This is a genomic window from Streptomyces sp. NPDC050997 (assembly GCF_040660135.1).
Taxonomy (GTDB): domain Bacteria; phylum Actinomycetota; class Actinomycetes; order Streptomycetales; family Streptomycetaceae; genus Streptomyces.
In genome coordinates this window covers 131,994-144,251 of record NZ_JBFAGK010000006.1, presented here as the reverse complement: position 1 = coordinate 144,251, position 12,258 = coordinate 131,994, and the positions used below count along the sequence as shown (strand labels likewise).

12 protein-coding genes are annotated in these 12,258 nt (G+C 70.7%); 6 read left to right on the top strand and 6 right to left on the bottom strand.

Features of this window, described 5'->3' with window-relative positions; genetic code table 11:
• Positions 1-175 precede the first annotated feature (175 nt).
• Positions 176-3,376: a tetratricopeptide repeat protein gene (locus tag AB0H86_RS15855; RefSeq protein ID WP_362437621.1), complete on the top strand. Its 3,201-nt coding sequence runs from the start codon at positions 176-178 to the stop codon at positions 3,374-3,376.
• Between the two features lie 192 nt (positions 3,377-3,568).
• On the opposite strand, the gene AB0H86_RS15850 is transcribed toward AB0H86_RS15855, so the two are convergent.
• Together AB0H86_RS15850 and mca are read right to left on the bottom strand one after the other, a co-directional pair.
• Entirely contained in the window at positions 3,569-3,817 is a 249-nt protein-coding gene (locus AB0H86_RS15850; protein ID WP_362437619.1) for a hypothetical protein, read from the bottom strand.
• On the bottom strand, positions 3,810-4,691 hold the full coding sequence (mca, locus tag AB0H86_RS15845) for a mycothiol conjugate amidase Mca (protein WP_362437613.1): 882 nt from the start codon (positions 4,689-4,691) through the stop codon (positions 3,810-3,812). The genes AB0H86_RS15850 and mca overlap by 8 nt, the downstream gene beginning before the upstream one ends.
• Positions 4,692-4,860: 169 nt before the next feature.
• Here mca and AB0H86_RS15840 point away from each other — a divergent pair, with 169 nt between their 5' ends.
• Positions 4,861-5,259: a DUF4307 domain-containing protein gene (locus AB0H86_RS15840; protein ID WP_362437607.1), complete on the top strand. Its 399-nt coding sequence runs from the start codon at positions 4,861-4,863 to the stop codon at positions 5,257-5,259.
• Positions 5,260-5,424: 165 nt separating this feature from the next.
• Positions 5,425-5,925: a transcription elongation factor GreA gene (gene greA, locus AB0H86_RS15835; protein WP_362437604.1), complete on the top strand. Its 501-nt coding sequence runs from the start codon at positions 5,425-5,427 to the stop codon at positions 5,923-5,925.
• A 61-nt stretch (positions 5,926-5,986) separates the two neighbouring features.
• Here the strand turns inward: greA and AB0H86_RS15830 are convergent, their stop codons facing one another.
• The 3 genes from AB0H86_RS15830 to ilvA form a co-directional block, all read right to left on the bottom strand.
• Complete coding sequence (locus AB0H86_RS15830) at positions 5,987-6,844, bottom strand: ABC transporter permease (RefSeq protein WP_362437601.1); 858 nt, start codon at positions 6,842-6,844, stop codon at positions 5,987-5,989.
• Positions 6,841-7,842 carry an ATP-binding cassette domain-containing protein gene (locus AB0H86_RS15825; protein WP_362437598.1) on the bottom strand — a complete coding sequence of 334 codons (1,002 nt, stop codon included), beginning with the start codon at positions 7,840-7,842 and terminating at the stop codon, positions 6,841-6,843. The genes AB0H86_RS15830 and AB0H86_RS15825 overlap by 4 nt, the downstream gene beginning before the upstream one ends.
• Positions 7,843-8,023: 181 nt before the next feature.
• Entirely contained in the window at positions 8,024-9,253 is a 1,230-nt protein-coding gene (gene ilvA / locus AB0H86_RS15820; RefSeq protein WP_362437595.1) for a threonine ammonia-lyase, read from the bottom strand.
• 163 nt (positions 9,254-9,416) lie between these two features.
• Here ilvA and AB0H86_RS15815 point away from each other — a divergent pair, with 163 nt between their 5' ends.
• The 3 genes from AB0H86_RS15815 to AB0H86_RS15805 all read left to right on the top strand — a co-directional run bounded on the left by AB0H86_RS15815 (position 9,417) and on the right by AB0H86_RS15805 (position 11,043).
• A complete protein-coding gene (locus AB0H86_RS15815) occupies positions 9,417-9,923 on the top strand; it encodes a MarR family transcriptional regulator (RefSeq protein WP_362438525.1) in 507 nt (168 codons plus the stop codon).
• Positions 9,924-10,184: 261 nt separating this feature from the next.
• The gene (locus AB0H86_RS15810) at positions 10,185-10,685 is read left to right on the top strand and encodes a sigma factor-like helix-turn-helix DNA-binding protein (protein ID WP_362437592.1); all 501 of its coding nucleotides are present in this window, start codon (positions 10,185-10,187) and stop codon (positions 10,683-10,685) included.
• A 109-nt stretch (positions 10,686-10,794) separates the two neighbouring features.
• On the top strand, positions 10,795-11,043 hold the full coding sequence (locus tag AB0H86_RS15805; protein ID WP_362437589.1) for a hypothetical protein: 249 nt from the start codon (positions 10,795-10,797) through the stop codon (positions 11,041-11,043).
• Positions 11,044-11,071: 28 nt separating this feature from the next.
• Here AB0H86_RS15805 and AB0H86_RS15800 read toward each other — a convergent pair whose 3' ends face one another.
• Positions 11,072-12,223, bottom strand: coding sequence for a cystathionine gamma-synthase (locus AB0H86_RS15800; protein WP_362437587.1), 1,152 nt, complete (start codon positions 12,221-12,223; stop codon positions 11,072-11,074).
• Between the last annotated feature and the right edge of the window lie 35 nt (positions 12,224-12,258).

Genomic DNA, 12,258 nt, shown 5'->3' with positions numbered 1-12,258 from the left:
CCGTCAAGGTTTCCGTTTCCGTGATCACGACAATGGGCAGGACATCCCCTTGCACCAAACCCCGTGTGCCGCAAGGCGGTCGGAGACTCGCCGCGCCCTCGCACCAATGCGCCGTCCGCAGCACACTTGACCAAGGTACGACCGGGAAGCCGTTGCCGCCGGAGGGGGACGTGACATGCGGGACAGTCATCGCGCTGAGGCCGAACGGCTGTTGGCGCGGGCCGTGGAGGAGGAGGTGCGGCGCTCGGGCGGACGTACCGAGGGCGGCGTACTGCTGTCACGGGCCCGCGGCTCGCTGGATGCCATGGCACAGACGGCCGCCGAGGAGTACGCGGCCTACACCCGCGCCCTGGAGGAGTCGGAGGCCGGACAGCTCACCTTCGGACAGCGCTACGCACGCGAGGGCGGCACAACTCCGTTGCTGGTCGCGGGCGTCGCGGCGGTCGCGGCCACCGTCGCCGACCTCGCTCTCGGCACCGGCACGGGCACGGCGCTGGGCGTCGGGGCCACCGTGGGGGTGGTGGGCGCGGCGGCGACCGTGGTGAAGGTGGCCGGCTCCCATCTGCCCGCGGCGCACCACCGCGCGGGCGCGCTGGGCCAGCCCGGCGGCCCCGAGCAGCTGCGGTTGCAGTGGCTGACCGCGCTGGAGGTACGCGGCATCCGCCCGTTCCTGGACCAGCAGCGGGTGCTGAGCGCGTCCACCGGGCCGAAGAAGACCGGCCCGCGGCTCAAGGGCACGGACAAGAGCGCGGCGGCCCGCGGGCGCAGTGTGTTGCAGCAGTCGTTCGGCCAGCTCCCGGAGCCGGCGGGCGCGTTCGCGGGCCGGCGCCAGGAGATGGGCCGGATCCGGCAGTGGGTGCAGGCCTCCCGGGCGAGCACTGAGACGCTGCCGACGGTGGTGGTGCTGCACGGGACGCCCGGCAGCGGCCGTACGACGCTCGCGGTGCGCGCCGCCCACGACCTGAAGGACTACTTCCGCGGCGCCTGCGTGGTCGACCTGCGCGGCGGCAGCCCGGAGGAACAGCCGCTGTCCACCCGGGACGCGCTGCTGCACCTGCTGAACCGGCTCGGCGCACCTCGTGAGCAGTTGCTGTTCCGGGAGCGTTCCTCCGCCGACCAGCAGGTCAAGCGGCTGAGCGAGCTGTACCACCAACACCTGACCGGTCTGCCGGTCACCATCGTCCTGGACGACGCCTCCGACCCCGAGCAGGTCCGCACGCTCGTGCCGGAGCGCTCCGACAGCCTCGTCCTGGTCACCGCCGCCGAGCCCCTCGATCTGCCCGCCGACCTCGCCGCCCGGGTGCACCGGCTGCCGGTGGAGACCCTGGACGCGCCCGGCGCGGAGGAGCTGCTGAGCGCGGCCGCCCAGGACGACACCGGGCCCTACGACGCCGAGTCCACCGACCTCATCAGACAACTGTGCGGTGGTCTGCCGCTGGCGCTGCGCGTCGCGGGCTCGTCCCTGGGCCCGCGCTCACCCCGTCAACTGGCCGCCGACCTGGGCGCGTACGGCCCGGTCGAACCCGCCGAGCGGGTCCTGTGGCTGCGCTACACCGACCAGTCCGACACGGCCCGCCGGCTGCTGCGCCGGCTCGCCCTGGCCGGCCGCGCCTCGCTCGGCGCCGCCGCGGCCGCCGCGCTGCTGGCCACGGACGAGACGGAGGCGACCAGGCATCTGGAGGCGCTGTCCCGGGCGGGCCTGATCGACCACGTCCGCGGCAACCGCTACCGCCTGCACGACGTCGTACGGACCTTCGCGCAGGCCCGCCTCCTCGACGAGGAGGAACCGGCCGAGCGTACGGCGGCCCAGGAACGCCTGATCGTGAACTACGCCGACCTCGCGGACTCGGTGCTGCGCCTGGTCGACGGCAACATGTCGACCCGCTCGGACCGCTTCAGCCCGCATGGCTTCCACTCCCTGGACGACGCGCTGCGCTGGCTGGACGACGAGTCGAGCTTCATCACGGCGGCGCTGCGGCACGCGGAGGGCGTGAACCAGGCGGCCGTGCTCAATCTTCTGGGCGCCCTGTGCGACTACTGCCTGCTGCGCGGCGACCTCTACCGCCTGGGTGAGATCAGCGAGCTGGCGCAGGCCGTGGACCAGGGGCTGCTGCTTCGCTCGGTGCAGTGGCGCACGGGTATCGCGGCGCGGCAGCTCGGCGAGCTGGACAAGGCGCGCACGACCCTGACGTCGGTGGTGGACCTGTACATGGAGGCCCGCCACGACGCGGGTGCCGCCCGCGCCCTGTGCTCGCTCGGCATCACGCTCCACCACCAGGGCAACCTGACCGAGGCGGCGGCGCGGCTGCGCGAGGCCATGGACCTCCAGGCCGCCCCCGAACTGGCCACCGACCGCGCCTGGACGATGCACGCGCTGGCGGCGGTGGAACGGGACCGGGCGAGGCTGGCGGAGGCCCTGGACCTGCTCACCGAGTCCCTTGTCCTGCACCGGGCCGGCGAGTCGGTGCACGGCGAGGCCTGGGCCCACTTCCAGCTCGGCCAGCTGGGCCTGCGGATGGGCGACGTCCCGCGCGCGGAACGGGAACTGCGCACCGCCCTCGATCTGTACGGCCGCACCCGCGACGCCCGTGGCGAGGCCTGGGCCCTGACTCAGCTGGCGCGGGCCCGGCTGGTCGACGGTGATTCCTCGACCGCGCTGGACGCCCTGCGCCAGGCCGCGTCCCGGCACCGCGACAACGAGGACGCGCGCGGCGAGGCCTGGACGATCTACTACCTGGGCCAGGCCCTGGAGGAGACGGGCGACCTCGACCAGGCGGTCCGCGAACTGGAACGCTCCCGCACGATGTTCTCCCGTATGCGCGACGTCTACGGCCTGGCCTGCGCCCGTCACCACTCGGCCCGGGCGACCCGCGACCAGCGGGCCGCGCAGACGGGTTCGCTGCGCAACTCGGGCTTCGCCCGCCAGCTGCTGGTGGACGCCCGCGCCGACTTCCAGCGGATCGGCGTCGCGCACGGCGAGGCGTGGACATGTCTGGAACTGGTGGTCGTGGACGCGGGCAACGCACGCACCCAGCAGGCCCTGGCCCTGTGCGACGAGGCCCTGGGTCTGTTCACCTCGTACGGCGACCGCCGCGGCGAGGACTGGGCCCGCTTCCTGCGCGCCACCCTGCTCCCGTACGCCGCCCCGGGCGGCGTGGAGATCGGCACGGCGGTCGCCCAGGAGGAACTCACCCAGCTGTCCCGCGCCGCCCACCCGGCCCGCGACGAGAAGCTGGACGACTACGTCCAGGCATACCAACTGCTCCTGGAACGCGGCATCAACCTGGAGGCGGGCTGGCAGGCCTGGCAACTCGGAATGGTGCCGGGAAGGCACGCGCGGGAGATCATGGGGGTGGCGGTGGCCGCGGCGCGGTAGCCGGGCCGATCCGGAGTTCGGGCGATCCCGGAATCGGCCCCGGGTACGCCGGAATCGGCGCCGCGTCCCCTCCGGTCTGCGCGGACCGGGTGCCGCTGCTGCCCGCGCCCGTTTCCGCACCCGCCCCCCGCTGCTCCCCCTCGCCGACCACAGCGATGACGGAGGCCCGCGGCGGGCGGTTCGCCGAGGCGGTCAGCCCTGCTTGGCCCTCGGTTCGGCCGGCGTGCCCTCGGGCTGCGCCTTGCCGTCCGGGGACTCCTTGAAGTCGACCTTGTTCATATGGCGGCTCATGGACCGCATCAGGGCCCACACCGCCAGGGCCATCGCCGCGAAGACGATGAAGCCGAGGACGCCGGGGGTCACCTTGTCCTCGTCCACCTCCTTGGCGAGGGCGGCGAGGTGCGTCATTGCCAGATTTGCGCTTGCGCTCATGTCAGGCATTGTCGCGGATGCCCGCAAAGAGGTCGTCCTCGGGGAGGGAGGTATCGACGAGGGACTTCGCGAGCTCGTACTCCTCGGTCGGCCAGACCTCCTTCTGGATCTCCATCGGGACGCGGAACCAACCGCCGTCGGGGTCGATCTGCGTGGCGTGCGCGATCAGTGCCTTGTCGCGGATCTCGAAGTATTCGGCGCACGGGATGTGCGTGGTGAGCGTGCGCTCGGTGCGCTGGATCTCCTTCCAGCGCTCCAGCCATTCCCCGTACGGCGACTCCAGGCCGCGGTCGAGCAGCGCCTTGTGCAGCGCCTCGGTGCGAGGGCGGTTGAAGCCCTGGTTGTAGTAGAGCTTCCGCGACTGGTAAGCCGGTCCGAACTCCGCCTCCGGGTACTTCTCGGTGTCCGCCGCGCCCTCGAACGCCACCATCGAGATCTTGTGGGTCATGATGTGGTCGGGGTGCGGGTAGCCGCCGTTCTCGTCGTAGGTGGTGATCACCTGCGGGCGGAACGAGCGGATCTTCCTCACCAGTTCCCCGGCCGCCGCGTCGACGTCCTCCAGGGCGAAGCAGCCCTCCGGCAGGGGCGGCAGCGGGTCGCCCTCGGGCAGGCCGGAATCGACGAAGCCGAGCCACTCCTGCTTGACGCCCAGGATCTCGCGAGCCTCGTCCATCTCCTTCTTGCGTACCTCGTGGATGTGCTCCTCGATGTACGAGTCGCCCTGCAACTTCGGATTGAGGATGGACCCGCGCTCCCCGCCCGTGCAGGTCACGACCAGCACGTCCACCCCCTCGGACACGTACTTCGCCATGGTGGCCGCGCCCTTGCTGGACTCGTCGTCGGGGTGGGCGTGCACGGCCATCAGTCGCAACTGGTCAGTCAAGACTCAATCCTCGTAAGTCGGCGCCCGGTGTGAGCGGGTGCATTCGGTAGGTGCCGTCCCGCAGGTACGTCGTTGAGGGGTGGCAGCCGGGCGGCGGGCGGGAGGCTTCTATAGTGACCGAATCCGGGGAGCAATAATTCCGGGGCCCGGCCTTGCCGAGAGGACGATCATGAGTACGGCGAGCACGCGACTGCCCGAGGGCCGTTACGGCCACTCCTCGGACGAGCGCGCCGACCACAAACTCAAGATCGCCGGAGCCGTCCTCGCGGCCCTGCTGCTCGCCGTCGTCGGCTACTTCGCGTATCACTACGTCGCCCAGAACAAGATCAGCGCCGAGGTGATCACGTTCGAGCCCGGCAAGGACACCGTCCAGGTGCATCTGGAGGTCCGCAAGGACGCCGACGCGAGCGGCTACTGCACCGTACGCTCCCAGGCGGAGAACGGCGAGGTGGTGGGCCGGGCCGACTTCCGCTTCGACGGGGACGCCACCCGCATCGACAAGGTCGTCACGCTGCGCACGACGTCTCCGGGCACCACGGCCGAGCTCCTGGGCTGTCACGCCGACTGACGTCCCCCAATACGTGGGCGATGACCTGCCCCGACGTGATTCTGATGGCTTATGTCCTCCCCCTCACGCCCTTGAATTGTTAGGCTCGTGGTTTCGCCCTTCCATGGAGGAACATTCTTCTGGGTAGGGCGATGCTTTGCATCCCAGTACCTACGAGGAGCACCTGTGACCCAGACCAGCGAGAACGTCACCTGGCTGACCCAGGAGGCGTACAACCAGCTCAGGGCCGAGCTGGAGCACCTGTCTGGTCCTGCGCGCACGGAGATCGCCGCCAAGATCGCGGCCGCGCGCGAGGAGGGCGACCTGCGCGAGAACGGCGGGTACCACGCGGCCAAGGAGGAGCAGGGCAAGCAGGAGCTCCGTGTGCGCCAGCTGACCCAGCTCCTGGAGAACGCCCAGGTCGGCGAGGCGCCGGCCTCGACGGACGGTACGGTGGCGCCCGGCATGGTCGTGACGATCGCGTTCGGCGGCGACGAGGACGACACCCTCGACTTCCTGCTCGCCTCGCGTGAGTACGCGAGCTCGGACATCGAGACCTACTCGCCGCAGTCCCCGCTGGGCTCCGGCGTGATCGGCCACAAGGTCGGCGAGGACGCGGACTACGAACTGCCGAACGGCAAGAAGGCCTCGGTGAAGATCCTGAAGGCCGAGCCGTACAGCGGCTGACCACGACCCGGCCTGGTTGTTGTGAACGACCCCCGGCGTCTCGCTGACGCCGGGGGCATCGTCATGCCGTCGCGGATCGGTACTTGCGGACGGCCAGGGTCCTGAACACGAGGATGATCAGGACCGAGTAGATCAGCGAGGCCCACACCGGGTGCTGCATGGGCCAGGCGTCGGACTGCGACTGCCCCGGGTTGGCGAACAGGACGCGGCAGGCCTGGACCGTGGCGCTGAAGGGGTTCCACTCGGCGATATGTCGCAGCCAGGGCGTCATATTGCCCGAGTCCACGAACGCGGCCGAGATGAACGTCACCGGGAAGAGCCAGATCAGTCCGCCGGACGTGGCCGCCTCGGGTGTCCGGACGGTGAGGCCGATCAGGGCCCCGATCCAGGTGAAGGCATAGCCGAGCAGAAGCAGCAGGCCGAAGGCGCCTAGGACCTTGCCGGCGTTGGTGTCGCCGTACGACCCCACCCGCCAGCCGACCAGGAGGGCGACCACGGCGAGGACCATGAGCGTCAGCGCCGTCTGCACCAGGTCCGCGAGGGTGCGCCCCGTCAGCACCGCGCCGCGCGCCATGGGCAGCGAGCGGAAGCGGTCGATGAGGCCCTTGTGCATGTCGTCGGCGATTCCGGCGCCCGCGCCCGCGGTGGCGAACGTGACGGTCTGCGCGAAGATGCCCGCCATCAGGAAGTTCTTGTAGTCGGCGGGGCTGGTGCTGCCGCCGATCTGCATGGAGCCGCCGAAGACGTAGCTGAACAGCACCACGAACATGATCGGCTGGATGAGTCCGAAGATCACCATCTCCGGGATCCGGGACATCCGGATCAGGTTGCGCTTGGCCACGACCAGGGAGTCGCGTACCGACTGGCCGAGGGGGTTTGCGGGTGCCGCGATCCGGGCGGCATCGGTCACGGCGCTCACTCGGAGGCCTCCTTCTGCTGCTTGGTGTCCGCCGACGCGCCGTTCTCCTCGTCCCTGACCTCGGCCACATGGCCGGTCAGGGACAGGAAGACGTCGTCCAGGGTGGGGCGGCGCAGGCCGATGTCGTCTATCTCGATGCCGCGGACGTCGAGTTCCCGGATGACCTCGGCGAGGAGCTTCGCACCGCCGGAGACCGGCACGGTGATCTTGCGCATGTGGTCCTCGACGGTGGTGTCGCCCTTGCCGAAGCCGGCCAGCACCTCCCTGGCGGTCGCGATGTGCTCGCGCTCGTGCACCACGACCTCGACCCGCTCACCGCCGGTGCGGGCCTTGAGCTGGTCGGAGGTGCCGCGCGCGATGACATGGCCGTGGTCGACCACGGCGATGTCGTGTGCGAGGTGGTCGGCCTCTTCGAGGTACTGGGTGGTCAGCAGCAGCGTCGTACCACCGGAGACCAGCTGTTTGATGACCTCCCACAGCTGCTGGCGGTTGCGCGGGTCGAGACCGGTCGTCGGTTCGTCCATGAACATCACGGGCGGTGAGACGACGAGGGCGGCGGCGAGGTCGAGTCGACGGCGCATACCACCGGAGTAGGTCTTCGCGGGCCGGTCGGCGGCGTCCGCGAGGTGGAACTGGTCGAGCAGCTCACCGGCCCGGACCTTCGCGGCCCTGGCTTTCATCTGGTAGAGCTGACCGACCATCTGGAGGTTCTCACGGCCGGTCAGGTATTCGTCGACCGCGGCGAACTGGCCGGACAGGCCGATCGAGCGCCGTACCTCGTTGGGTTGCTTGAGCACGTCGAGGCCGGCGACGACGGCCTTGCCGCTGTCGGGGCGCAGCAGGGTCGTCAGACAGCGGACGGCGGTCGTCTTGCCCGCGCCGTTCGGTCCCAGCAGGCCGAGGACCGTACCTTCGGGGACATCGAGGTCGACGCCGTCCAGAGCCTTTACGTCACCGAAGGTCTTGACCAGACCTTCGGCATAGATGGCGCCTGGCATATGAGTCTCCACGTCTTCGGGGATTCTTGGAAAAGCCTGGATTCATGCCTTTTGTTCTGCCCGATGGGCGAGTCGGAGGTGCCACGACACACACCATAACGCGATGTATCGCGTCTCTCAATGAAGTTACCCGATCGAGTGACGAAAGAGCCCTGAGCTGGGGTTCTGCGGCGCGAAGGCCTCAGTCGATGACCGTGTAGCCCGCGTCGCGGAGGGCCCGGCCGACTTCCACGCAGTGCGCCGGCCCCTTCGTCTCCAGGTGCAGCTCGACCTCCGCCTCCGTGAGCCCGAGCCGTGGGTCGGTCCGTACATGGCTCACATCGAGGACGTTAGCGTCCACCACTGACAACACTCCGAGAAGTGTCGCAAGTGCGCCCGGCCGGTCCGTCAGCCTGAGGCGTACGGCCAGGTAGCGGCCCTGCGCGGACATTCCGTGCCGCAGGATGTGCTGGAGCAGCAGCGGGTCGACGTTGCCGCCGGACAGCAGTGCCACGACCGGCCCCTCGAAGGAACCGGGGTCGCTCAGCAGCGCCGCGACCGGGCTCGCACCGGCCGGCTCGACCACCAGCTTGGCCCGTTCCAGGCACAGCAGCAGCGCGGCGGACAGCTCGTCCTCCGTCACCGTGCGGACCTCGTCGACCAGGTCGCCGATGATGCCGAACGGCACGTCGCCCGGCCGCCCGACCTTCATGCCGTCGGCCATCGTCGCGGGGTTCTCGATCGAGACCGGGCGCCCGGCCGCCAGCGAGGGCGGGTAGGCGGCCGCGCCCGCCGCCTGCACGCCCACGATCCGCACGTCCGGCCTGAGTGCCTTCACCGCGATCGCGACACCGGCCGCGAGACCGCCGCCGCCGATGCCGAGGACGATCGTGCGTACCTCCGGGCACTGCTCCAGGATCTCCAGTCCGACCGTGCCCTGACCGGCGATGATGTCGGGGTGGTCGAAGGGGTGGATGAACACCGCGCCGGTCTCGTGCGCGTACTCCTGCGCGGCGGCCAGCGTCTCGTCGACCACGTGGCCGTGCAGGCGCACCTCCGCGCCGTACTCCTTCGTGGCGCTGATCTTCGGCAGCGGGGCGCCTTTCGGCATGAACACCGTGGAACGCACCCCGAGCAGCGAGGACGCGAGGGCCACGCCCTGCGCGTGGTTGCCCGCACTGGCGGCGACCACACCGGCCGCCCGCTCCTCCGGCAGCAGCGCTGCAATACGGACGTAGGCGCCGCGCAGCTTGAAGGATCCCGTCCGCTGGAGGTTCTCGCACTTGAAGTGGACCGGCGCCCCCACCAGCTGGGTCAGGTGCCGGCTGCCCTCCATCGCGGTCACCCGCGACACGCCCGAGAGCATCTTCTGGGCTCCGCGCACGTCATCGAGCGTGACCGGTGGCACGGGCTTGGCCTCGCGGTAGTTCATGACTCGAGTCTCGCAGTTCGCACGCGCGAGTAGCCGCTGTGACCAACCTCCGAGATCGGTTTCCCCAGCGTCGGTACGGCCCGCCCCCCGGCCGCGTACCCTGTCCCCCAACCCAGCACCCCTTTCATGAAGTGAGCCTCCGGCCATGCCCACAACACCTGAAATGTCGATGGACATGACGACCCTCGGTGACACCGGTCTCCTCGACACGTTGCAGCACGAGGTGGCGGTGTTCGCCCGCCGTGCCGAACAGACCCGGCTCGGCGGGGTCGGGCAGGTGCGCAACTCCATGGACCGTGCCGCGTACCTGCTGCTCAACCGGCTCGACAAGGAAGGCCCGATGGGCGTCAAGGCGCTCGCCGCGAGCATGGGCATCGACTCGTCGACGGTCACCCGGCAGGTGGCACCGCTCGTCGACACCGGGCTCGTCAAGCGGACCTCGCACCCCGAGGACGGGCGGGCCGTGGTGCTCCAGCTGTCGCCGCGCGGACTGTCCCGTCTTGAGGAAGTGCGTTCGTCGAGGCGTCAGTTGATGGCCGAGCTGACACACGACTGGGCGCCGGAGGAGCGCGAGGCGTTCTGCACGCTCCTGACGCGCTTCAACAGCGCGCTGTCCTCGCGGATGGCGGCCCAGGGCCTACCGGGAGCGGAGCCGCAGTCGGCCTCCTGAACGTCCCTCACGCGCGCGTGAGGCGCGTTCCCGGCTTCGGTCACGGATCCGGCTCCCCGGGCTCCGTTCCGGGACTTCAATCGTGCTCGGCGCTGCGCGGCTCTTGACGACAGGCCGCACCTGGCCTCAGATGAGACCGGGTCCTCAGTCGTACGCGGTCGCGTGGTCCGCACGCGATGTGCCCACGCGATGTCCGTACGCGACCCGAGGCCCGGTCTTCCTCAGGATCTCCCTCAGGATCTCCCTCGGTCGGGAGGCGCGGTGCGAGAACGGCATGTGGCCCAGGACGTCCGCCGGGCCCGGGAGTTCGAAGCGTTCGTCGCGGGCGCGGCGGCGCGGTTGCTGCACGCCGCCACGCTCCTCACGGCGGAGGACCCGCGCGACAACCCCCACGCGCGCCGCCTGCTGGCGTCGGCGCTGGCCCACACGTACGCGTGCTGGGACCGGTCACGCGGCGACGATCCCTACGACCGCGCGCGTCAGTACCTGGCCACCCGGTTCGCCCGCGGGGCCTGGCACCAGTACGGCGCCCTCGGCCGGCCCGGCCCGAGTCGCGCCGGCGCGCTGGCCCGGCTGAGCCCGCAGGAACGCCTGATCCTGGTCCTGCGTCTGTACGAGGGGGTCGCCGAGGAACAGGCGGCGGCGCTGCTCGGGCTCTCCCAGGAACGCGTCCGCGCGATCTGCGACCGCGCGATCACGACCCTCCTGCACCCGCCCCGGGGGGCCGCCACGACGATCGGCGCGAAGGTGGTGCCGTCGTGACCCCGCGACCCCGGTGCGAAGCCGGCGCCCTCCCGAAGGGGGCGCGCCCACAGGACCCGAGGCGGTCACACCTGCCCGGCACGGCGCGACACGGCGGCAGGGGGCCGACATGAACCAGCCGAGGCGGGAGGCCGCCGTACGACAGATCCTGGAGGGGCCGACATCGCAGGTGCCACCGGAGCTGTACGCGGACGTCCTGCGACGCGGTGGACGGATGCTGCGCCGCAGGAGGACCGCCCGCCGGCTGATGTGGCTGCTGCTGCTCGCCGCGACCGTGGCGTTCGTCGTGTGGGCGCTCATGGTCCAGCCCTGGGTGGAGCCGCCCTCCACGACGACCCCACCGCTCACGGACTGGTGAGCACCGGGCTAGAGCGACGCGCGACGCTCTAGCCGAGCGCCTGACGCAGGTCCTCCAGGAGGTCCTCGACGTTCTCGATGCCCACGGACAGGCGTACGAGGTCGGCGGGCACCTCCAGGGCCGAGCCGGCCACGGAGGCGTGCGTCATACGTCCGGGGTGCTCGATCAGCGACTCGACGCCACCCAGTGACTCACCGAGCGTGAACACCTTGGCGCGGTTGCAGACCTCGATGGCCGCGTCCTCGCCGCCCTCGACCTGGAAGGAGACCATGCCGCCGAACGCCCGCATCTGCTTGGCGGCGACCTCGTGGCCGGGGTGCTCCGGCAGGCCCGGGTAGTGAACCCTCGACACGCGCGCGTGCCCGGTCAGCATGTCGGCGACCTTCGTGGCGTTCTCGCTGTGCCGGTCCATCCGTACCGACAGCGTCTTCGTGCCGCGCAGCACCAGCCAGGAGTCGAAGGGCCCGGCGACCGCGCCCATCGCGTTCTGGTGGTACGCGAGCTCCTCCCCCAGGTCCGGGTCGCTGACGACCAGCGCGCCGCCGACGACGTCCGAGTGGCCGCCCATGTACTTGGTCAGGGAGTGCACGACGACGTCCGCGCCGAGCGACAGCGGCTGCTGCAGGTACGGCGTGGCGAAGGTGTTGTCGACCACGAGCCGGGCGCCCGCCTCGTGGGCGGCCTGGGCGACGGCGGCGATGTCGGTGATGCCGAGCAGCGGGTTGGAGGGGGTCTCCACCCACACGGCCTTCGTCTTCGGGGTGATGGCGGCCCGTACGGCGGCGGGATCGGCGGTGTCGGCGACCGACCACTCCACGCCCCACCGCGAGACGACCTTCGCGAACAGACGGAACGTGCCGCCGTAGGCGTCGTTGGGGATGACCACATGGTCGCCGGGGCTGAGCAGCGTGCGCAGCAGGCAGTCCTCGGCCGCCAGCCCGGACGCGAACGCGAGGCCCCGGCGCCCGCCCTCCAGGGCTGCGAGGTTCTCCTCCAGGGCGGTGCGCGTCGGATTGGCGCTGCGGCTGTACTCATAGCCGCCGCGCAGACCGCCGACGCCGTCCTGTTTGTAGGTCGAGACCTGGTAGATCGGCGGGACGACCGCGCCGGTGAGGGGATCCGCGGTGTTGCCCGCGTGGATCGCGAGGGTCTCGAAGTGCTGACTGATCCTGTCGCTCATGGGAACCGAGGGTAGTGCGCCTACGGAGCCGATGA